A 20,291-nucleotide genomic window follows, 5' to 3' on the forward strand; every position below is an offset into this window, starting at 1 on the left:
TCCGCACCAACGCCCGTATCCACGCCCGTACCCGCACTGATGACTGCGGCCCGCGGCGCGAACCGCGTCGCGGGCCCCGAGCGCCGCTCTGCACCGCGAGCGAATAGTTGGCTAGCCACGTAATCGGTGCTACTTTTATGTGGCTGGCCACAGAAGTGGTGGGCGCAACGGACCCCACGTCAGGAGAGCAGTCATGAAGGCCATCGTTTTCGATGCGTTCGGCGGTACCGAGGTCCTGCACGAGGCGGAGATCGCGGTCCCCGAGCCCGGACCCGGCCAGGTCCGCGTGCGGGTCCGCGCCGTCGGGGTGAACCCGGTGGACGGCAAGATCCGTTCGGGGAGCATGGAGGCCGTATTCCCCACCACCCTGCCCGCCGTGCCCGGCGGGGAGATCGCGGGCGTGGTCGACGCGGTCGGGGCGGACGTCGATCACCTGAAGGTGGGCGACGAGGTGCTGGGCTGGTCCGACACCGGCTCCTACGCCCAGTACGCCCTCGCCCCGGCCTCGGTCCTCGCCCCCAAGCCGGCCGGCCTGGACTGGACCCACGCCGCCGCGCTGCCCGTGGCGAGCGACGGCGCCGAACGCGTGCTGGACCTGCTGGGCGTCGGTGCGGGCGAGACGCTGCTGATCCACGGGGCCTCGGGCGCCCTCGGCACCGTCGCCGTCCAGCTCGCCGTCGCCCGCGGCGCCCGGGTCATCGGCACCGCGGGGCCGGGCAACCAGGACTACGTCACCTCGCTCGGCGCCACCGCGCTGGTCTACGGGGACGGCCTCGTCGAGCGGGTCCGCGCGCTCGCTCCCGAAGGAGTGGACGCGGTCTTCGACGCGGCCGGCAAGGGCGCGTTGGAGGACTCCATCATCCTGCGCGGCGGCACCGACCGGATCGTCACCACCGCCGACTTCCGCGCCCGCGAACTCGGCGTGGTCTTCGCCGAGGGGCCCCAGCGCCGTTCCGCGGTCCGTCTCGCCGAGATCGCCCGGCAGGCGGCGGACGGCACACTGGTCACCACGGTCGGCGCCACCTACCCGCTGGCGCAGGCCGCCCAGGCGCAGCAGGCCAGCGACGCGGGCCACAACCGGGGCAAGATCGTCCTCACCGTCAACTGAACGACCACTGCCACCGCGGTGGCCGAGGGAGCAGCCATGTCCGGTTCCACGTCGTCCCAGCCGCCGTCGGCGGCGAGCGAGGGACGGTTGAGCTACGCCGTCTTCCAGCTCGCCCGCGCCCACCGCGGCCATGCCGCCGCCATGCTGCGTGCCATGAATTTGCACCCGGGGCAGGAGCTGCTGCTGATGCAGCTCTTCGACCGGGACGGTCAGACCCAGGCCGAACTGCTGGAGCAGGTGGGCCTCGACCACTCGACGGTCTCCAAGTCGCTGCGCCGCATGCAGGAGGCGGGGCTGCTCACCCGGGAGCCCGCCCCCCACGACCGGCGGGTCATGGTGGTCCGTCTCACCGATGCCGGGCGCGCGCTGCGGGAACCCATCGCCGACATGTGGCGCACCCTGGAGCGGATCTCGGTGCGGGACCTGACTCCTGAGCAGGTCGACGTGTTCACCGGGTGCGCGCGGGTGATCGAAACGTCGATCAGGGAGCACGGCCGGCCGACGGCCGCGGAGTGAGCCCGCGCGGCCGGGCGGTCGCTTCCGCCGCTGTTCTATCTTGGCGGCCATGCAGGCATACACGATCGGCCAGGCGGCCCGGCTGCTCGGCGTCAGTCCGGACACCGCGCGGCGGTGGGCGGACGCGGGACGGGTGGCGACCCACCGCGACGAGGGCGGGAAGCGGCTCATCGACGGGAAGGACCTGGCGGCGTTCTCCGTGGAGCTCGCACAGGGCGGCAGCGGGGAGGAAGGCACCTCCTACACGTCGGTGCGCAACGCCTTTCCCGGCATCGTCACCGCGATCAAGCTGGGGGACGTGGCGGCCCAGGTGGAGATCCAGGCCGGGCCGCACCGGCTGGTCTCGCTGCTCACGCGGGAGGCCGTGGAGGAGTTGGGTCTGGAGGTCGGCGTGGAGGCCACCGCCCGGGTGAAGTCGACGAACGTGCACGTCGATCGGGTCTGATCCGATCCGGTGGCCGGCGCCGGTGGTCCGTGGCCTGCGCCGGTGGTCGCGGGCGGGCCGCGGTGTCCGGGGACGTCTCACCGGGTCGCGCGTGCCGTGGGGTAGCCGCCGTCGACGCGGATCGTGTCGACGGCGCTGATGTGGCGGCCGCCGCAGCGGTCCTGGGGCAGCACCAGCTGCGGGCCGACGCGGTCGAGCGGGGTGCCGTCCAGGGTGACGGCGAGCAGCACGGGGGCGCGGCCGAAGTCCGGGTCGATCTCCGCCCAGGACAGCAGCGCCCGGTGGCCGTCGGCGCCGTGCACGGAGATCAGGAAGCGCAGCCGGTCCTTGCGGCGGGCGGGGTCGAAGGCCGGGGCGCTGTCGCTGAGGACGTCGTGCAGGAGCGGTCCGGTGAAGCGGTGGTGGCGGATGCCGCTGGTGGCGCACTCGAAGGCGACCTGCGCGGTGTGCTGGGGCCGGGCAAGCAGGTCGGACACCGTCAGCCGGGCCGGCCGGGCCAGGTCCCCGGTGAGGACGATCTCGGCCGGGGGGCCGGGTGCCGTACCGGCGGCTGCGAGGGACTGACTCACGGGCTACCACCTCCCGCCGTCTACGTACCCGGCCGACCCCGCCGCACAAACGCCCCGTACGAACGCACATGCCAGGGCAAGGGTTCATAGGGCCTGCTCATGCGAAGCGACAGGAGACTTACGGCTCGCATCTGCGGCAGTATGCTCGGCGTATGTTCTGGTCAGGAACTTGAGGGAGTGGACCCGTGATGACCCGTTCCGCGCGTCGGACCCGCCGGATGCTTCAGGTGGCCGGCGCAGGTGCCGCCGCGCTGCTGGCCCTGAGCGCCTGCTCGTCCTCCGATTCCGATGCCGGCTCCGGCTCCGGCTCCGGCTCCGACGCGGAGGCCGGTGGTTCGGACAAGCTGTCCGGGACCGTGAACGTCTTCGCCGCGGCCTCGCTGACGGAGAGCTTCACCGAGCTGGGCAAGGAGTTCGAGAAGCAGCACCCCGGCACCAAGGTGGTCTTCAACTTCGGCGGCAGCGACTCGCTCGCCGCGGGCATCACCAACGGGGCCCCGGCCGACGTGTTCGCCTCCGCCAGCCCCAAGACCATGAAGGTCGTCACCGACGCGGACGCCGCCGCCGGGACGCCGGCCACCTTCGTCCGCAACCGGCTGGAGATCGCCACCCTGCCCGGCAACCCGGACAAGGTCGCCTCCCTGAAGGACCTCACCGGGGACGATCTCAAGGTCGTCCTGTGCGACAAGACGGTTCCCTGCGGCGCGGCCGCCCAGAAGGCGCTGACCGCCGCGGACCTCAAGCTCACCCCGGTCTCCTACGAGGAGGACGTGAAGTCGGCGCTCAACAAGGTGGTCCTCAAGGAGGCCGACGCCGCCGTCGTCTACAAGACGGATGTGCGGGCGGCCGGTGACAAGGTGGAGGGCGTGGAGTTCCCCGAGTCGGCCGAGGCCGTCAACGACTATCCGATCACCCTGCTCAAGGACGCCCCCAACACGGCGGCCGGCAAGGCGTTCATCGCGCTGGTGCGGTCCGCCGAGGGGCAGAAGGTGCTGACCGGGGCCGGGTTCACCGCCCCGTGACCGCTCCGCTCGAGTCAGGTGCCGCGGCCGATCCCCGTCCGGGTGGGCCGCGGCGCCGCCGTGTCCGGCCGGGGGGCCGGGGGCGCGGTGGCGCGGCTCCCCTGCCGCTGCTCGTGCCCGCGCTGATCGGCCTGGCCTTCCTGGTCCTCCCGCTGGTCGCGCTGCTGATCCGGGCGCCCTGGGCGAGCATGCCCGAGCTGCTGACCAGTACCGAGGTGTGGCAGGCGCTGCGCCTGTCGCTGATCTGCGCCACGGCGGCGACCGCGGTGAGCATGGTGATCGGCGTGCCGCTGGCCTGGCTGCTGGCCCGGGTGGAGTTCCCGGGACGCGGCCTGGTCCGGGCCCTGGTGACGCTGCCGCTGGTGCTGCCGCCGGTGGTGGGCGGTGTCGCCCTGCTCATGGCCCTGGGCCGCAACGGGGTCGTCGGGCAGTGGCTGGACTCCTGGTTCGGGATCACGCTGCCGTTCACCACCACCGGCGTGATCCTCGCGGAGGCGTTCGTGGCGATGCCGTTCCTCGTCATCAGCGTCGAGGGCACCCTGCGCGCCGCCGACCCCCGCTACGAGGAGGCGGCCACCACCCTGGGCGCCTCCCGCTTCACCGCGTTCCGCCGGGTCACGCTGCCGCTGATCGCGCCCGGCATCGCCGCCGGCGCCGTGCTGGCCTGGGCGCGGGCGCTCGGCGAGTTCGGGGCGACGATCACCTTCGCCGGGAACTTCCCCGGCCGCACCCAGACCATGCCGCTGGCGGTCTACCTCGCCCTGCAGAGCGACCCGGAGGCCGCCATCGCCCTCAGCCTGGTCCTGCTGGCCGTGTCCATCGCCGTACTCGCCGGACTGCGCGACCGCTGGATGACCGCCTCATGACCGGCACGGAGCAGACCACCGAGGGCACGGACGCCGGGGCCCAGGGGCTCGACGCCCGTCTCGTCGTCGAGCGGGGCGCCTTCCGCCTCGACGTGGCTCTGACGGCGGCACCCGGCGACGTCGTCGCGCTGCTCGGGCCCAACGGCGCCGGGAAGACCACCGCCCTGCGCGCCCTCGCCGGTCTCGTCCCGCTCTCGGACGGCCGTCTGCGCCTCGACGGCGTGGAGCTGGACCGTACGCCGCCCGAGTCCCGGCCGGTCGGGGTCGTCTTCCAGGACTACCTGCTCTTCCCCCACCTGACCGCGCTCGACAACGTCGCCTTCGGACCGCGCTGCCGGGGCGCGACCAAGGCCGAGGCCCGGGCGCAGGCCGCCGCCTGGCTGGAGCGCCTGGGCCTCGCCGGACACGCCGGCGTCCGGCCGCGCCGGCTCTCCGGCGGCCAGGCCCAGCGCGTCGCCCTCGCCCGGGCCCTGGCCACCCACCCCCGGCTGCTGCTGCTGGACGAGCCGCTCGCCGCCCTCGACGCCCGCACCCGCCTCGACGTCCGCGCGCAACTCCGGCGCCACCTGGCGGACTTCGAGGCCGTCGCCGTACTCGTCACGCACGACCCGCTGGACGCGATGGTCCTCGCCGACCACCTCGTCGTCGTCGAGGACGGCCACGTCGTCCAGGAGGGCACTCCCTCGCACATCGCCCGCCACCCGCGCACCGACTACATCGCCCACCTGGTCGGGCTCAACCTCTACCGGGGGCGGGCCGAGGGCCACACGGTACGGCTCGACGACGGGCCCGCGATCACGACCACCGAGGAGCTGACCGGGCCCGCCTTCGTCGCGTTCGCGCCCAGCGCCGTCACCCTGCACCGGGACCGCCCCACCGGCTCCAGCGCCCGCAACGTGTGGCGCTGCGAGGTGGCCGGCCTGGAGACCCACGGCGACCGGATCCGCGCCGACCTCACCGGCGAACTCCCCCTCGCCGCCGACCTGACCACGCTCGCCGCCGCCGAACTCGGCCTGCATCCGGGCGCGGTCGTCTGGGCCACGGTGAAGGCCACCCAGACCCACGCCTACCGCGACTGACGGGGTCCGCCCCCGCGCAGGGCGGGACCGTCACCGGACCGGGCGGACCGGGCGGACCGGGCGGACCGGGCGGACCGGGCGGACCGGGCGGACCGGACGGACCGGGCAGTCTCCCGCGAAATGTCCGTGCTTGGTAACGGACGGAGCCCGCGGCCGCTTTCTCCCGTCCTGTCATGTGGTCCCCGGCGTGAACGGGGCCGGCGGCGAGGTACTACGCGAAGGCGGGGCGGCGGACATGGCGCGGCACGGTGGTGGACGGGGCTGGTACGGCAAGGTGGTCGGGGCGGCGCTCGGCGTGACGCTGCTCGCCGGCGCCGCCTCGATGTGGACCGCGCAGGCCGACTCCGTGGGCGGCGACCCCGCGCCCCGGGTGTCCGCGTCGACCGCTTCGGGCAAGGGCGTCGAGCCCGTCGGCACCGGCATCGCCCACGCCTCGGACGCGGGACCGCGGGGCGTCAACATCACCGTCGACGACGGCCCCGACCCGGCGTGGACGCCCCAGGTGCTCGACCTGCTCGACGCGTACGGAGTGAAGGCGACCTTCTGCATGACGGGCCTTCAGGCGCAGGCCCACCCGGAGCTGGTGAAGGACGTCGTCGCGGCCGGGCACCGGCTGTGCGACCACTCGGTGTCGCACGACACCGCCATGGACCGGAAGTCCGAGGCCTACCAGTCCAAGGAGATCCTCGACGCCGAGCGCATGATCACCGAGGCGTCCGGGGGCGTACGGCCGATGTACTACCGGGCGCCCGGCGGGGCGTTCACCCCCTACAGCCGCAAGCTGGCCGCCTCCCGGGGCATGCGTCCGCTGGGCTGGAACGTGGACACCAAGGACTTCGAGCGGCCGGGCACGGACGCCATCGTCACCACCGTGCAGCGCGAGCTGCCGAACGGGCCGACGATCCTCTTCCACGACGCCGGGGGCGACCGCGCCCAGACCGTCGAAGCGCTGCGGCGGGTCCTGCCCCGGCTCCAGGAGCAGGGCTACGCCTTCGGCTTCCCGGTGCGCTGAGTACGGCTGCCGCTCAGACCGCCGGGGCCGGCTCCGGACTCCTGGGCGCGACCGGGCGGCGGCGGCTCGGGACGCCGAGGGTCGGGTTGGCGACGCCCCAGGCCGCCGACCGGCAGACCAGTTCCTTGTAGACGGCGGCGAGCCGTCCGGTCAGGGCCGCGCTCACCGCGCGGTCGTCGGCCGTGACGTACTGGATCAGGCCCTGCCTGCGGCCCAGGGAGATGCACTGGTTGAAGTAGCGGGGCGTCACCTCCGGCAGCTTCCGGCCGGTCAGGCGGGCCGCGACGGCGTCGGCCGCCTGCCAGGCGCTGGGGACGCCCGAGGCGCACGACATCCGCAGGGGCTTGCCGCCGGGGCCCGCCGCCAGGGCCGCGTCGCCGACGGCGTACACGTCCGGGTGGGACACCGAGCGCATCGTCGCGTCGACCACGATCCGGCCCGTGTCCGTGACGTCCAGCGTGGTGGCCTTCGTCATGGGGTCGACGGCGAACCCGGTGGTCCACACCGTGACGTCGGCCGGGACGCTCGTGCCGTCGGCGGTGACGACGCGGTCGGCGCCGACCGAGGTGACGGTGGCGTTCTCGCGCACCGTGATGCCGAGGCCGGTGAAGACCTTCCGCAGGTGGCGGCGGCCCCTGGGCGAGAGCCAGTCGCCGAGGCCGCCACCGGCCGTGAGCGTCACGTCCAGGTCCGGCCGGGCCTCGGCGACCTCGGACGCGGCCTCCAGGCCGGTGAGGCCGCCGCCGACCACCACCACGGACCGGCCCGCCTCCAGAGCGGCCAGCCGGGCCCGCAGCCGCAGCGCGCCCGCCCGGCCGGCGATCTCGTGGGCGTGCTCCACCACGCCCGGCACGTCCTGGTGGTTCCAGGCGCTGCCGAGGGCGTAGACGAGGGTGTCATACGCCAGTTCACCGGCGCCGTCCTGATCGGTGACGGCCACGGCCTTGCGGTCGACGTCCACACCGGTGACCGTCGCGATCCGCAGGTCGACGCCGGTGCCCGCGAACATCTCGGCGAGGGGCCGGGGCTCGACGTCCTGGCCGGCCGCGAGCTGGTGCATCCGGACCCGCTCGACGAAGTGGGGCTCGGCGTTGACGAGGGTGATGGCCGCGTCGGTGCGGCGCAGGCGCCGGGCGAGCCGCCCGGCGGCGACGGCCCCGGCGTATCCGGCGCCCAGGACGACGATGCGGTGCTGGGTGGCGTGCTGCATGACGGGCTCCCTTGTCTCGGCCGCTGAGGCTCTCCAGCGGGACTCGCCCCTTGAACCGGGCGGCCCGCCGATTCCTGACAGCCGCCGGACGTGACGTGCGTCACTCACTGGCCGGAGGGCGGCCGGAGGACGGCGCAGGCCGCTCCGAAAAGGGCGGCACGGGCCGCTGCGGGAAGGGCGGCGGAGGGGGTCAGAAGGCCCGGAACAGGGGTTCTCCGTGGTCGGTGGCCGCCCACCGCCGCGTGGCGCGTTCGAGCTTGTCGGGGTTGACCTGGTTGCGGAAGCCCGCGATGCCCTCGGTGGTGACCTCCAGGCACATGATCCCGACGACCCGGCCCTGCACGACGGCCACCACGGCGGGGTCGCCGTTGGCAGTGGCGGCGTGAATCTCCGCGGTGCCGCCGACCAGGTCGCGCTTGGCCTTGCCCGGCTTGAACAGGCCCCGCAGGAACGTCGCCACCGCACGGGCACCCTCGAACGCCTTGGCGCGGGCCGGGACCTTCCCGCCCCCGTCGCCGATCGACACGGCGTCCTGGGTGAGCAGACGGACCAGCGGTTCGGTCCGGCCGCTGGTGGCCGCCGTGAGGAACTCGTCGACGATCCGCCGGGCCGCGGCCTCGTCGATCTCCGTGCGGGCCCTGCCCTGCGCGACGTGCTTCCGGGCGCGGTGCAGGGTCTGCTGACTGGCGTCCTCGCTGATGTCGAGGATCTCCGCGATCTCCCGGTGCGTGTACTGGAACGCCTCGCGCAGCACGTACACCGCCCGCTCACCCGGTGAGAGCCGCTCCAGCAGCGCGAGCACCGCGAGGGAGACCGACTCGCGCTGCTCGGCCGTCTCCGCCGGGCCGAGCATGGGGTCGCCGGTGAGCAGCGGCTCGGGCAGCCACTGGCCCACGTAGGTCTCACGCCGTGCGCGGGCCGAAGTGAGCTGGTTGAGACAGAGGTTGGTGAGGACCTTGGTCAGCCAGGCCTCGGGGACCTCGACGCGCTCCACCTCGGCCGCCTGCCAGCGCAGGAACGTCTCCTGCACGGCGTCCTCGGCCTCGCTCGCCGAGCCGAGGAGACGGTAGGCGATGGCCTCCAGACGCGGCCTGGAGGCCTCGAACCGTTCCACGTCGCTCACGGTCAGGGCCATGGCCCGGATCATAACCACTCCCGGGGCCGCGCCTCGGCGCCCGGCCGGCACGGCCGGTCACCGGGCCGGACATGGCGGCGCGTACGCCTTCGGCACCTCCCCGACGACGTGCGCGGGGCGGGACGCCTCAGGCCGCCTCGAGGCGTGGTTCCGGCCGGGCCGGGGGTACCGCCACCACCGGTTCCCAGGTCCTTGTAGTGCGTATGTAGCCGTGGATCACCGAGGCCATCGCCAGCAGCAGGAGCGGGCCGAAGAGCCACGGGTGCCGGGCCATCTCCAGGGGCAGGTAGCGCGTCGACAACAGGATCGCGGTGAAGACCACCGCCCCGTGCGCGACCAGCAGGCTCCCCGACCGGTCCCAGCCGCGGTCCAGCGCGCGCAGTCCCGCCTCGACGGTGACCGCGAAGACCACGCCGGCGACGAGGTCGATGGCGTAGTGGTAACCGAATCCCAGCGTCGCGGTGAGCGTGGCGACCAGCCAGAACGCTCCCGCCCAGCGCAGGACGCGCGGGCCCGTGCGGGAGTGGATGAAGATCACGGTGGCCCACGCCGTGTGCAGGCTGGGCATGCAGTTGCGGGGGGTGACCCCGTCGTACGTGAACGGGTGCGGCGCGCTGATCGGGGGCGGCGTGTGCGGCCACAGATTGGCGATCGCCCACTCCTCGCCGCCGGTGCCGAAGGCGCCGGTGCCGTAGGCGAAGACCGGTCCGACGACCGGGAAGACCATGTAGACGGCCGGCCCGAGCAGGCCGATCAGCAGGAAGGTGCGGACCAGGTGGTGGCGCGGGAACCGGCGCTCGGCCGCCACCTTGCGCAGCTGGTACAGCGCGACGACGACCGCAGCCACCGCGAGCTGGACGTAGACCCAGTCCAGCAGGTGCTCACCGACCGGGCCGGTGGCCTCGACGGCCCGGCCCACCAGCCAGGACGGGTTTCCCAGCGCGTGGTCGGCGGTCGCCACGTACGGGTCGAGCACCGCGGGGCGGGTCTTCGAGGTGATCAGCAGCCAGGCGTCGCCGGTCTTGCGGCCGGCCACCAGCAGCAGACCGAGGCCGGCGCCCTTCAGCAGGAGCACCCGCTGCGGTCCGGTGCGTCGGGTCACGGCGACGACCCCGCAGCCCAGGACCACCCACAGCGCGCCGTTGCCGAAGCAGTGGCTGCCGGTCACGGTGGCGTCCGCCGCCCACCGCACCAGGGCGACGACGAGGTCGATGCCGACCGCGGCGGCCAGCGCGATGCGGCGCTCCCGCCAGGTCAGGACCACCATCGTGAGCGCCAGGCCCGCGTAGAGCAGGGGGCCCGACGCGGGGGCGAACACCAGCTCCTTCGCCTGGTTGGTCATCGGCCCCGGCAGGCCGTAGTGGCGCGCGGCCACCTCCAGCGCGATGAGGAACGCGAGGGTCGTCGCACCGGCCACGGCCCAGAGTCTCGCCCGCGACCGGCGCCCGGGTATTCGCGGAGTTTCCCGTGATGACATGCACAGGAAACTAGCGGATCAGTGGCTGAGTTCCGGCTGCCAGGTGAAGCCGTCGGGGTCGGCGAACGCGCGGGTGCCGCCGGTCACGACGAGACGGTGCGAGCCGGTGCCCTCGTCCGGGACGCCCGCGACCTTGGCGAGGGCGCGACGCTTGTACAGGGAGAGCTTGACGGTACCCGGGCCGGTGGCGAACTCGACGTACTTCCCGCCGAAGCTCTTGCCCACGGTGAGGCCCTGCTCCACGTAGAACCGCTTGGTGGCCTTGACGTCCTCCACGCCCAGGAGCAGCACGATCTCGTCCACGTCGCGGGAGACCGGGGCGGTGTCCTTCTTCGCCGAGGTCGCGATCTGCCAGACCGTGCCGTCCGGGGCCTGCACGACCCCGCCGTAGCCCCACAGCGACTTCGCGGCGGGCTTGAGGACGGTGGCGCCGGCGTCGACGGCGGCGGTGAAGAGCGCGTCGACGTTGCCGGGCTGGGCCGTCACGAGCGACAGCGTGAAGCCGCGGAAGCCGCTCGTCGGGGAGTCGGAGGCGCGCAGCCGCACCCGCGAGGCGTCGAGCCCGAAGGCGTCGGCGTAGAAGCGGGCGGCGGCCTCGGTGTCGGCCACCTCGAGGGTGACGGAGTCGATGGAGTTCATGTCTTCGACGGTAGGGGCGGCAGGGCCCGGGGTGCTTCTCGAAAACTGACCGGCCGCCCCGCCCTGCCGAAACCTCCGGGCGCCAGGCAGACTCGGCGTCACAGGCACCACGACGGAGGATGACCCACACATGATCACGCTCACCAAGGAAGGCGGCCCCGCGGACCTGGACGGAGTGACCCACCTGTCCATCGGCGTCTCCTGGGACCCCACCGCCGGCAGCAGCGGCGGAGTGCTCGGCAAGCTGCGGCGCAAGACCGGCACCGACCTCGACCTGATCGCCGTCGCCCTCCAGGGCGGCGACCCGGTACGACTCGCCGGACTCGACTCGCTCGACCCGATGGGCAACGGTTCGCTGCTGCACAGCGGCGACAACCAGACCGGCCACGGGGACGGCGACGACGAGACGGTGACCGTCGAGTTCGCGCGGCTTCCCGACGTCATCACGTCGATCGTGTTCGTCGCCGCCGCCTACAAGAAGGGCAGCTCCTTCCAGAAGGCGCGCAACATCAGCTTCAAGGTCTACGACGCGACCGGGGGCAGCTCGGAGCAGGTCGCCGACATCTGGCCCAGCCTGCTCAGCCAGGACAACGGCTGCGCCGTGGCCAAGGCCGTGCGGGTCGGCGGCAGTTGGAAGCTGGAGGTCGTCAACGAGACGGGCAAGATCAAGCAGGGCGACGAGCACGCGCTGATGCGCTTCGCCGTCAGCAAGTAGCTCGGGACGGGGTGCGCGGCGGCGCCCCGCCGGGCACGGGCCCGCGGACGGCGCCCGGCGCTCACCCCTCGCCGGCGCCGGTCCCCTCACCCGGGCTCGCCCGCCCCCTCGCCGGCGCCGGTCCACGCGTCCGGGCCCGGGGCCAGGACCGCGCGGACCACCTCGGCGGAGGAGGCCATGACGTCGGCCGTGAAGCGGCGGCGGCCGACGCCGAGCCTGCGCAGCCCCGCGCCGTGGTCGGCGGCGACCACGGCGGTGACCGCGAGGAGCAGCAGCCGCCACAGGGCCATCACGGGGCGGCGCGCCACCGCGGGCAGTCCGGCCAGCGAGTCGTGCAGCCGCTCGCAGTGGAACGGGACGTGGCGCCGCTCGTCGGCCAGGATGCGGCCCGCCACCTCCGAGGTGAGCGCGTCGTCGGTGCCGTCCCTGAGGGCCCGGTAGTAACGCAGCGCCACGACCTCGGCGATCATCAGCACCAGCAGTTCGGTGCGCAGGCCCAGCAGCCGCCGCAGCCGCACGAAGACGGTGTCGCTCCAGTGGCCGCTCAGCGTCGGCCGGCCGCCCGCGGCCAGCAGCCGGGCGAGGAGCCGGGCGTGGTTCTGCTCCTCGGCGACGAAGAGCCGCACCGCCCGCGCGTAGTCGGCGTCGCCCGCCTCCTCGGCCTTCGCGACCAGGTTCGCGCCGTCCCCGTCCTCGCCGACCTGGAAACGCTGGATGCCCGCCCACACCGCCCGGTGCAGCACGGCGCCCCGCGCCCAGTCCGGATCGCCCAGGGCCGCTCTGCGCTCCCGCTCGTCCTCGAACCGCCGTGTCCACCGGGCGAACCCGTCCGTACCCACTGCGCCGCCCCTCCCCGGGGCACGGCCGCCGCGCCCCGGAAGAGGACGACGCAGCCGCATGCCGAACCGTTCCGCCGGGCCGCCCCGGCCGCTCGGGCCGACGTGTCCTTTGTCTCCACAGGGGCTGATCCGCGGCCCGTACCGGCGAGACCCGCCGGGCCGGCGGGAGGAAATGGGCCGCCGGACGGGGAATATTCCCGGACGTCCGACCGGGCCGGGATTATCACCGGCACCCGCCCGATCACGGCGTGCTACTGTCGATGGAAGTTGCAGTTGTGGTTGCCTGAAGGTTTTTCCGACGGGGTGATCATCGCGGCGACCGGAGTGCACACAGGGTGAACTCCGAGCACCGTACCGAAGGAGAAAACATGGCTTCCGGCACCGTGAAGTGGTTCAACGCCGAAAAGGGCTTCGGCTTCATCGAGCAGGACGGCGGCGGCCCCGACGTCTTCGCCCACTACTCGAACATCAACGCTCAGGGCTTCCGCGAGCTGCTCGAGGGCCAGAAGGTGACCTTCGACATCGCGCAGGGCCAGAAGGGCCCGACGGCCGAGAACATCACCCCGGCCTGACGCTCTCGCACACTCCGCAGCTGGGGCCCGCACCTTGGGGTGCGGGCCCCAGCTCGCCGCGTTTCCGGGCGCGCAGCGCCCCGCGGGGGTCACGGATTCCTCCCCCGCGCTTTCGCGTCCAGCGCGCTCACCGCGCTCACCGCGTCTCCTGATTTCACCAATTCTCCCGGTCCCCTCGGCCCTCCGCGCCGAAACCGACCGGACCGGCTCGTTCTTGCGATTCCCTGCGCCGCTCTTCCGCTGCGGGTCTCCCTTGCTACGTGCCGTAACAAGGAAGGTTCCCCATGAACCGCGTACGCACCAACGACCGCCGACGCTCCGGCGACGGTCCCCGCCGCTCCCGCTCGGGCGGCCGCCCGCAGAACTCCGGCCGCCGGCCGGCCGCCGCCCCACAGGGGGGCGAGTTCGCGCTGCCGAAGACGATCACCCCGGCGCTGCCCGCCGTCGAGACCTTCGCCGAGCTCGACCTGCCGGCCCGCATGCTGTCCGCCCTCGGCGACCAGGGCGTCAGCGTCCCGTTCCCGATCCAGGCGGCGACCCTGCCGAACTCCCTGGCCGGACGGGACGTGCTCGGCCGCGGCCGTACCGGCTCGGGCAAGACGCTCGCCTTCGGTCTGGCCCTGCTGGCCCGCACGGCCGGCAAGCGCGCCGAGCCGCGCCGCCCGCTCGGCCTGGTCCTCGTCCCCACCCGTGAGCTGGCCCAGCAGGTCACCGACGCGCTCACCCCGTACGCCCGCGCCGTGGGCCTCAGGACGGCCACCGTGGTCGGCGGCATGTCGATCGGCCGGCAGGCCGGCGCGCTGCGGTCCGGCGCCGAGGTCGTCGTCGCCACACCCGGACGGCTCAAGGACCTCATCGACCGCGGCGACTGCGCCCTCGGCGACGTCACCATCACGGTCCTGGACGAGGCCGACCAGATGACCGACATGGGCTTCATGCCGCAGGTCACCGCCCTGCTCGACCAGGTGCAGCCGGACGGGCAGCGGATGCTGTTCTCGGCCACCCTGGACCGCAACGTCGACCGCCTGGTCCGCCGCTACCTGACGGACCCCGTGGTCCACTCCGTCGACCCCTCGGCCGGTGCCGTCACCACGATGGAGCACCACGTCCTGCACGTGCAGGACGAGGACAAGCAGCGCACGACCGTCGAGATCGCGGCGCGCGACGGCCGGGTCATCATGTTCCTGGACACCAAGCACCGGGTGGACCGGCTGGTGAAGCAGCTGCTGAAGAGCGGCGTGCGCGCGGCCGGCCTGCACGGCGGCAAGTCCCAGCCGCAGCGCACCCGCACCCTGTCCCAGTTCAAGGACGGGCAGGTGACGGCGCTGGTGGCGACCAACGTCGCGGCCCGCGGCATCCACGTCGACAACCTCGACCTGGTCGTCAACGTGGACCCGCCCGGCGACCACAAGGACTACCTGCACCGCGGCGGCCGTACGGCCCGGGCCGGCGAGTCCGGCAGCGTCGTCACCCTGGTGACGCCGGACCAGCGGCGCGACATGACCCGCCTGATGTCCCTGGCCGGGATCACCCCGCAGGTCACGCCGGTCCGCTCGGGCGAGGCCGAGCTGGCCCGCATCACCGGTGCGCAGACCCCTTCCGGCGTCCCCGTCGTCATCGCCGCACCGGTGGTGGAGCGCCCCCGGCGCGCCGCCTCCGGCTCGGGCTCCTCGTCCCGCGGCCGCCGCGGCCGTTCCTCTCAGGGGCGCGGGGGCGCGCAGGGCACCGGCACGGCGAGCCGTACGGGCGCCGCACAGCCGCGTACCGGCCAGGGCCGTCCCGCCGGTGAGGCCCCGCGCCGCAGGCCGCGCCGCCAGTCCGCCGGCGGTTCGGCCGGCTCGACCGGTACGGCGGCCTAGTCCCTGCCGGGACCGAGCCTGGACCACCCCGCTCCAGGACCGTCAGGCCTGGACCACCCGGCCCCCCCCGGGACCGGGTGGTCCCCCGGGACCTTCAGGTCCTCCCAGGACCGTCAGGTCCGACCGGATCCACCCGCCCCGTCCCCTCGTGGAGGCATCATGCGCTGTGTCATCGCCCGGTACCCGTTCGACCTCACCAAGGGCGGGGTGGTGGACTCGATGAAGGGCGTCACGCCCGAGCCCGTCACGGGTGAGTCCGTGACGATCGGCCGCCGCCGCTACCCCGTCAAGCAGGTGGGCGAGGTCGTCACCCGGCAGGACCGCCGCGACTTCTCCGGCGGCGAGGTCACCCGGGCCATGACCCGCCTGGGCTTCACCTGCCACCCCGCCCCGGGTGCCGAACCGGCGCCGGCCTCGCCCGCCGCGACACCGGTCGAGACGGCGTCCGCGCTGCTCGGCGGCCCCACCGCGCCCCAGGAGCACTGAGGTCAGGACAGGCCCGTGGCCCGGCCCTCGTCGTCCCACCGGACCTCCAGCACGCGCCGGACGGCCGTGCGGTCGACGGGGCCGAACACGTGCGGGAACAGAGTGCCGTCGGCGACGCCCGGCGGTGGGGCCGGGTCGGCCGGTTCCCACACGCACCGCGCGGTGAGCCGGTCCTCGTCGAGGACCAGCGCCACCAGGGGCCGGGGCGCGTCCCGGTAGAACGCGTTGACGACGGCGAGGGTGGTCTCCTCGTCCGGCGAGCAGTGGACGAACCCGTCCTTCGTGAGGGAGGCGGGCACGTACGGCCGGCCCGGGTCGGCGTCCCAGTCGGCCAGCGGCACCACGTGGTAGATCATCGTCCTGTTGTAGCAGCCGTGCCGCGCCGCTCTCCCGGACCGGGGGCCGACGGCGTGGGCACCACGGAGCCGGGCGCTCTCGTCGGGGTCTGCCCCGCCGGCGGGTCGCTCGGCGCGGCCGACGGCCTGGTGGCGGTCGGCCCGGGGGTCTCGGTGGGCCGCGCCGGGCTCGGGCCGGGCACCGCCGTGGAACCGCGGGACGGGACCGGATTCGGTACGGCGTCCGGTGCGGGAGCGACCGGGGCCGGGGCCAGCGGCGGCGCCGGGCGCGTGGGCGGGGCGGGGGCCGCCCCGTGCAGCGGGAGCGCGATCAGGGCGGCGGCGGCAGCGGTCGCGGCGGCACCGGCGGCGGCGCGCAGGAGACGCCGGCGGGACGCCGCCCGGCGGATCGCCTCGTAACGGCCCGGGGGCGGGCCCAGGAAGTCGGCGCCCGGGCGCAGCAGGACCAGCAGCGGATCGTCGTCGGTGCATCCGGGCCCCGGCTCGTCGCGGTCGTCCGGTCCGTCCTCAAGGCGTGTGGTCAAGGCTTCTCCTCAAGTGGACGCGGAGCAGTTCGCGGGCCGCGTGCAGGTCGGCCTTGACGGTTCCTTCCTTGCGTCCGGTCAGCACGGACACCTCCCGGATCGGCATGTCGGCGTAGTAGTGGAGCAGGATCGGCACCCGCAGCCGCTCCGGCAGGGACTGTACGAGCAACCGCACCGAGGGATCGGCCTGTTCGGGGTGCGGGCGCACCGCGACCTCCGCGGTGACCCGGCGCACCGCCCGGCGCTCGCGCTCCAGTCTGCGCCAGTGGTCCCGGACGAGGTTGGCCGCGGTGACGTAGAGGAAACCGCGGGGTTCCTCCACGGTCGTCCAGCGGGCCCACAGCCGGGTGAACGCCTCCGAGGCGATCTCGTGGGCCGTCCCGTCGTCGTCGACGAGCCGGCGGCACCAGCCGGCGAGGCGCGGATACAGGGCGGCGAACAGCTCGGACGCCGCCCTGTCACGGGACCGTTTCAACGCTCTCCATGGTCGTGAGGGTATTGCGGGGGTGCGCGGGCGCCGCGCGCCCTCGGTGGCGCTCAGCCGGTGGCGCTCAGCCGGGCGAAGACGATGACGTTGTCCCGGTACTCCTCGCCGTCGCGCGGGCCGCCGCAGGTGATGAGCCGCAACTCCGGCCCGGCCACGTCCCCGTACACGTCGTCCGTCGGGAAGTCGGCCTTGGCGACCGTGCGCAGGGCCGTGACCGTGAACCCGGCCGTCGAGCCGTTCTCCAGGCGGGCCTCGATCCGGTCGCCGCGGTGCAGCCGCGCGAGATGCCGGAAGACCCCGTCCCCGTACCGGCCCACCGTGACGTGGCCGAGGAGGACCGACGGCCCCACCTGGCCCGGAGTGGGCGAGTGCCGGTACCAGCCGGCGCGGTCGTCGTCGGTGACGGGCGGGACCTCCACCGTGCCGTCCGACGCCAGCCCGAGGCCCATCACCGGGGTGTCGACGCCGATGGCCGGGATGCGCAGCTCCACCGGAACCGAACGCGCCAGCGGCCGCACCGGCGCCGAGGCGGGCGGTGTCGCGGCCGCCTCCGTCGCCGGGCGGGCGGCGTCACCGTCACCCCGGCCGCCGCCGCAGCCCGCGAGCAGTACGGTCAGCGCGACGGCGGCCAGGGCGTGGCCGGGACGCGGGATCATGCGCCGGTCGCTCCCGCCCGCCGGCGGCGTACGGCGAAGACGACCGCGCCGCCCGCGAGGAGCACTCCGCCGGCACCCGCGCCGATCAGTCCCCCGTCCGCCCCCGCGCCGTCCGCGGACGTCGCCACCCCGGTGTCGGCCGCGCCTTCCGGTACGGCGGAGACCTGGCCGTCGGCGGGCGCCGGGGCCGGCGCCCGGGTCGGTTCGGCCGGCGGGACGCTGGCACTCGGCGTGGCGGCCTCGGTGGGCTCGGTACCGGTGCCCGGGGCGCTCTCGGCGGCGGCGGAGGGGGTCGCCGTGGGGCCGTCGGCGAGGGCGGGCGTCGTGCCCGCCAGGACGGCGGCGCAGGCCAGGGCCACGGCACTGAGGATGGTTCGGCGCATCGGGTCGCTCTCTCTCGTCGTCGGCGCCCCGGCGCACCGCGTGGGTGCGGTGCGGGGCGGATCGGACGGAGAGACGAGGCAGCGGGAGACCGGGTTGCAAAGGGATGGCAAAGTCGCTTCCCGGATGCCGCCGCCCGGCCCTTACGAAGCGGTGACGTGCCGGCCGGGGCGCCCGGTCCGGCGCCTGCGCGGGCCTAGCGTGAGACGCATGCGCGTACTGGTCACCGGCAGTGCCGGTTTCATCGGGTCCCACGTGGTGGAGGCCCTGCGGGAACAGGGGCACGAGCCCGTCGGCTACGACGTCCGCGAGGACCCCGGCGCCGACGTGCGCGACCCGGCGGCCCTCGCGCGGGCGCTGGCCGGTGTGGACGCCGTGTGCCACCAGGCGGCGATGGTCGGCCTCGGCAGCGGGTTCGCCGACGCGGCGGAGTACGTCTCGCGCAACGACCTGGGCACCGCCGTACTGCTCGCCGCGATGGCCGCCGCGGACGTCCGGCGGCTGGTGCTCGCGGGCTCGATGGTCGTGTACGGGGAGGGGCGCTACGCCTGCCCCGCGCACGGGGTGGTGCGGCCGGGGCCGCGTGCCGTCGCGGACCTGGACGCGGGCCGCTTCGAGCCGCTGTGCCCCGAGTGCGGCGCGGACCTGTCCCCGGGTCCGGTCGGCGAGGACGCCCCGGCCGACCCGCGCAACGTGTACGCCACGACCAAGCTGGCCCAGGAGCACCTGGCCGCCGCCTGGGCCCGGACGGCCGGCGCGACGGCGGTGTCGCTGCGCTACCACAACGTGTACGGCCCGCGGATGCCCCGCGACACCCCGTACGCCGGGGTCGCCTCCTTCTTCCGGTCCGCGCTGGCCCGCGGCGAGGCCCCGCGCGTCTTCGAGGACGGCCGCCAGCGCCGGGACTTCGTGCACGTGCGGGACGTGGCGGCGGCGAACGTGGCCGCGCTGGAGTCCGCCCGGCCGCCGCAGGGCGCCCTGAGCGCGTACAACACCGGCAGTGGTGAGCCGCACACCGTGGGCGAGATGGCCGCCGCCCTGGCCGCCGCCCACGGCGGTCCCGAGCCCGTCGTCACCGGCGAGTACCGTCTCGGCGACGTCCGGCACATCACCGCCGACTCCGCCCGTCTGCGCACCGAACTGGGCTGGCGGCCCCGGGTGGGATTCCCGGAGGGCATGCGGGAGTTCGCGCGGGCCGGTCTGCGCGGGGCGTGACCTTGGGGCTCAGGCCTCCGCCAGGGGCAGGGTCACCTCGAAGCGGCAGCCGCCGGGGACGTTGCGGACCGTGGCGCGGCCCCGGTGGGCCTCGACGATGCCGCGGACGATCGCGAGACCCAGGCCGGCGCCGGCCGGGGGCGTACGCGCGTGGGTGCCGCGCCAGCCGGTGTCGAAGACCCGCGGCAGGTCCTCCTCGGGGATGCCGCCGCAGCCGTCGGTCACCGAGACCACCACGCCGTCGGCGAGACGCTCCGCGGCCACCGCGACCGTGCCGTCGGCGGGGGTCCGGCGGATCGCGTTGACCAGCAGGTTGCCCAGCACCCGGCTCATCTCCCTGCCGTCCACCTCGACCGGTACGGCCGTCACGGCGTCGCCGACCAGCCGCACGCCCTGCTCGCGCGCGAGCGGGTCCGCGCCCGCGAGGGCGTCGCCGACCAGGTCGTAGAGCGAGATGCGGGCCGGGGCCAGGACGAGTGTGCCGGCGTGGATGCGGGAGAGTTCGAAGAGGTCGCCGACCATGTCGTTGAGGCGTTCCACCTCGGAGCGGATCTGCCGCAGGTAGCGGTCGGGGTCGGCGGCGACGCCGTCCTCCAGCGCCTCGGCCATGGCGCGCAGACCGGCCAGCGGGGTGCGCAGGTCGTGCGAGATCCAGGCGACCAGCTCGCGCCGTGACGCCTCGAGGGCGCGCTCCCGCTCCCTGGACCGGGCGAGCCGGGCGCTGGTCGCCGCCAGTTCGCGGCTGAGCGCGTCCAGTTCGGCGGTCGCCGGTGTGCTGGGAGCCGCGTAACCGCCGTCGACGCCGAACGAGCGTGCCGCGGCGGCCAGTTCGCGGCTGCGGGCGACCACCCAGCGGCCCAGCAGCAGAGCGGTGGCCAGGGAGACGACGGCCGCCATCGCCACGACGGTCGTGACCACGGACAGGTCGTGCGGGGAGAGGAACATCGCCCAGGCGACGGCCAGCGTGCCCGCGAGCATCGCGAGGACGGCGACCGCCGCCACCACGGCGAGCGACGCCGTCAGCGAGCGCCGCCGGATCAGCCGCAGCACGGCCGCGCCGGCCAGGCCGGTGGCGGCTGCGCCGGCGAAGGCGTAGAGGGCGATGAGGAGGGTGGCGTGCACG

At 74.5% G+C, this 20,291-nt stretch carries 24 protein-coding genes; 12 read left to right on the forward strand and 12 right to left on the reverse strand.

Annotated features, from left to right (window positions below; genetic code table 11):
• Window positions 1-193: 193 nt before the first annotated feature.
• From ACIBCJ_RS10520 to ACIBCJ_RS10530, 3 genes are read left to right on the forward strand one after another with little or no spacing between them, the layout of a single operon-like run.
• The gene (locus ACIBCJ_RS10520) at window positions 194-1,108 is read left to right on the forward strand and encodes an NADP-dependent oxidoreductase (RefSeq protein ID WP_362099648.1); all 915 of its coding nucleotides are present in this window, start codon (window positions 194-196) and stop codon (window positions 1,106-1,108) included.
• Window positions 1,109-1,144: 36 nt separating this feature from the next.
• Window positions 1,145-1,624, forward strand: a complete 480-nt coding sequence (locus ACIBCJ_RS10525; RefSeq protein ID WP_365979405.1) for a MarR family transcriptional regulator — start codon at window positions 1,145-1,147, stop codon at window positions 1,622-1,624.
• Window positions 1,625-1,673: 49 nt separating this feature from the next.
• On the forward strand, window positions 1,674-2,069 hold the full coding sequence (locus tag ACIBCJ_RS10530; protein ID WP_362099642.1) for a helix-turn-helix transcriptional regulator: 396 nt from the start codon (window positions 1,674-1,676) through the stop codon (window positions 2,067-2,069).
• Window positions 2,070-2,146: 77 nt separating this feature from the next.
• Here ACIBCJ_RS10530 and ACIBCJ_RS10535 read toward each other — a convergent pair whose 3' ends face one another.
• Entirely contained in the window at window positions 2,147-2,638 is a 492-nt protein-coding gene (locus ACIBCJ_RS10535) for a molybdopterin-dependent oxidoreductase (RefSeq protein ID WP_362099639.1), read from the reverse strand.
• A gap of 188 nt (window positions 2,639-2,826) precedes the next feature.
• Here ACIBCJ_RS10535 and modA point away from each other — a divergent pair, with 188 nt between their 5' ends.
• From modA to ACIBCJ_RS10555, 4 genes are all read left to right on the forward strand, one after another.
• The gene (gene modA, locus ACIBCJ_RS10540) at window positions 2,827-3,660 is read left to right on the forward strand and encodes a molybdate ABC transporter substrate-binding protein (RefSeq protein WP_365979406.1); all 834 of its coding nucleotides are present in this window, start codon (window positions 2,827-2,829) and stop codon (window positions 3,658-3,660) included.
• Window positions 3,657-4,526 (forward strand): molybdate ABC transporter permease subunit, encoded by an 870-nt coding sequence (gene modB, locus ACIBCJ_RS10545; RefSeq protein WP_362099633.1) that lies wholly within the window; start codon window positions 3,657-3,659, stop codon window positions 4,524-4,526. Before modA ends, modB begins: the two co-directional genes overlap by 4 nt.
• Complete coding sequence (locus ACIBCJ_RS10550) at window positions 4,523-5,605, forward strand: ABC transporter ATP-binding protein (RefSeq protein ID WP_362504784.1); 1,083 nt, start codon at window positions 4,523-4,525, stop codon at window positions 5,603-5,605. Before modB ends, ACIBCJ_RS10550 begins: the two co-directional genes overlap by 4 nt.
• 235 nt (window positions 5,606-5,840) lie before the next feature.
• On the forward strand, window positions 5,841-6,617 hold the full coding sequence (locus ACIBCJ_RS10555) for a polysaccharide deacetylase family protein (protein WP_365979407.1): 777 nt from the start codon (window positions 5,841-5,843) through the stop codon (window positions 6,615-6,617).
• 13 nt (window positions 6,618-6,630) lie between these two features.
• Here the strand turns inward: ACIBCJ_RS10555 and ACIBCJ_RS10560 are convergent, their stop codons facing one another.
• The 4 genes from ACIBCJ_RS10560 to ACIBCJ_RS10575 form a co-directional block, all read right to left on the reverse strand.
• The gene (locus ACIBCJ_RS10560; protein WP_365979408.1) at window positions 6,631-7,827 is read right to left on the reverse strand and encodes an FAD-dependent oxidoreductase; all 1,197 of its coding nucleotides are present in this window, start codon (window positions 7,825-7,827) and stop codon (window positions 6,631-6,633) included.
• Between the two features lie 190 nt (window positions 7,828-8,017).
• A complete protein-coding gene (sigJ, locus tag ACIBCJ_RS10565) occupies window positions 8,018-8,962 on the reverse strand; it encodes an RNA polymerase sigma factor SigJ (protein ID WP_365979409.1) in 945 nt (314 codons plus the stop codon).
• Window positions 8,963-9,089: 127 nt separating this feature from the next.
• Window positions 9,090-10,379: a phosphatase PAP2 family protein gene (locus ACIBCJ_RS10570; protein WP_365979410.1), complete on the reverse strand. Its 1,290-nt coding sequence runs from the start codon at window positions 10,377-10,379 to the stop codon at window positions 9,090-9,092.
• A 78-nt stretch (window positions 10,380-10,457) separates the two neighbouring features.
• Window positions 10,458-11,078: a glyoxalase gene (locus tag ACIBCJ_RS10575; RefSeq protein ID WP_362099615.1), complete on the reverse strand. Its 621-nt coding sequence runs from the start codon at window positions 11,076-11,078 to the stop codon at window positions 10,458-10,460.
• Window positions 11,079-11,208: 130 nt separating this feature from the next.
• Between ACIBCJ_RS10575 and ACIBCJ_RS10580 the strand changes: the two genes are divergently transcribed.
• The gene (locus ACIBCJ_RS10580) at window positions 11,209-11,793 is read left to right on the forward strand and encodes a TerD family protein (protein WP_362099612.1); all 585 of its coding nucleotides are present in this window, start codon (window positions 11,209-11,211) and stop codon (window positions 11,791-11,793) included.
• An 86-nt stretch (window positions 11,794-11,879) separates the two neighbouring features.
• Here ACIBCJ_RS10580 and ACIBCJ_RS10585 read toward each other — a convergent pair whose 3' ends face one another.
• Window positions 11,880-12,632, reverse strand: a complete 753-nt coding sequence (locus ACIBCJ_RS10585) for a ferritin-like domain-containing protein (RefSeq protein WP_362504799.1) — start codon at window positions 12,630-12,632, stop codon at window positions 11,880-11,882.
• A gap of 368 nt (window positions 12,633-13,000) precedes the next feature.
• Here ACIBCJ_RS10585 and ACIBCJ_RS10590 point away from each other — a divergent pair, with 368 nt between their 5' ends.
• The 3 genes from ACIBCJ_RS10590 to ACIBCJ_RS10600 all read left to right on the forward strand — a co-directional run bounded on the left by ACIBCJ_RS10590 (window position 13,001) and on the right by ACIBCJ_RS10600 (window position 15,549).
• Window positions 13,001-13,204, forward strand: a complete 204-nt coding sequence (locus tag ACIBCJ_RS10590) for a cold-shock protein (protein WP_003975209.1) — start codon at window positions 13,001-13,003, stop codon at window positions 13,202-13,204.
• Between the two features lie 284 nt (window positions 13,205-13,488).
• The gene (locus ACIBCJ_RS10595) at window positions 13,489-15,063 is read left to right on the forward strand and encodes a DEAD/DEAH box helicase (RefSeq protein WP_362099604.1); all 1,575 of its coding nucleotides are present in this window, start codon (window positions 13,489-13,491) and stop codon (window positions 15,061-15,063) included.
• A 159-nt stretch (window positions 15,064-15,222) separates the two neighbouring features.
• Window positions 15,223-15,549, forward strand: a complete 327-nt coding sequence (locus tag ACIBCJ_RS10600; protein ID WP_362099601.1) for an SCO5918 family protein — start codon at window positions 15,223-15,225, stop codon at window positions 15,547-15,549.
• Between the two features lie 2 nt (window positions 15,550-15,551).
• Here the strand turns inward: ACIBCJ_RS10600 and ACIBCJ_RS10605 are convergent, their stop codons facing one another.
• The 5 genes from ACIBCJ_RS10605 to ACIBCJ_RS10625 all read right to left on the reverse strand — a co-directional run bounded on the left by ACIBCJ_RS10605 (window position 15,552) and on the right by ACIBCJ_RS10625 (window position 17,955).
• Complete coding sequence (locus ACIBCJ_RS10605) at window positions 15,552-15,905, reverse strand: DUF952 domain-containing protein (protein ID WP_362099598.1); 354 nt, start codon at window positions 15,903-15,905, stop codon at window positions 15,552-15,554.
• Window positions 15,902-16,429 carry a hypothetical protein gene (locus ACIBCJ_RS10610; RefSeq protein ID WP_365979411.1) on the reverse strand — a complete coding sequence of 176 codons (528 nt, stop codon included), beginning with the start codon at window positions 16,427-16,429 and terminating at the stop codon, window positions 15,902-15,904. The genes ACIBCJ_RS10605 and ACIBCJ_RS10610 overlap by 4 nt, the downstream gene beginning before the upstream one ends.
• Window positions 16,413-16,904 (reverse strand): RNA polymerase sigma factor, encoded by a 492-nt coding sequence (locus ACIBCJ_RS10615; protein WP_133888741.1) that lies wholly within the window; start codon window positions 16,902-16,904, stop codon window positions 16,413-16,415. Before ACIBCJ_RS10615 ends, ACIBCJ_RS10610 begins: the two co-directional genes overlap by 17 nt.
• A 62-nt stretch (window positions 16,905-16,966) precedes the next feature.
• Window positions 16,967-17,572, reverse strand: coding sequence for a class F sortase (locus ACIBCJ_RS10620; RefSeq protein WP_365979412.1), 606 nt, complete (start codon window positions 17,570-17,572; stop codon window positions 16,967-16,969).
• The gene (locus ACIBCJ_RS10625; protein WP_365979413.1) at window positions 17,569-17,955 is read right to left on the reverse strand and encodes a sortase-dependent protein; all 387 of its coding nucleotides are present in this window, start codon (window positions 17,953-17,955) and stop codon (window positions 17,569-17,571) included. Before ACIBCJ_RS10625 ends, ACIBCJ_RS10620 begins: the two co-directional genes overlap by 4 nt.
• Before the next feature lie 208 nt (window positions 17,956-18,163).
• On the opposite strand from ACIBCJ_RS10625, the gene ACIBCJ_RS10630 reads away from it, so the two are divergent.
• The gene (locus ACIBCJ_RS10630; RefSeq protein ID WP_365979414.1) at window positions 18,164-19,168 is read left to right on the forward strand and encodes an NAD-dependent epimerase/dehydratase family protein; all 1,005 of its coding nucleotides are present in this window, start codon (window positions 18,164-18,166) and stop codon (window positions 19,166-19,168) included.
• A gap of 9 nt (window positions 19,169-19,177) precedes the next feature.
• On the opposite strand, the gene ACIBCJ_RS10635 is transcribed toward ACIBCJ_RS10630, so the two are convergent.
• Entirely contained in the window at window positions 19,178-20,290 is a 1,113-nt protein-coding gene (locus ACIBCJ_RS10635; RefSeq protein WP_362099580.1) for a HAMP domain-containing sensor histidine kinase, read from the reverse strand.
• Between the last annotated feature and the right edge of the window lies 1 nt (window position 20,291).

It is taken from the genome of Streptomyces sp. NPDC051136 (assembly GCF_044455745.1).
Taxonomy (GTDB): Bacteria; Actinomycetota; Actinomycetes; order Streptomycetales; family Streptomycetaceae; genus Streptomyces.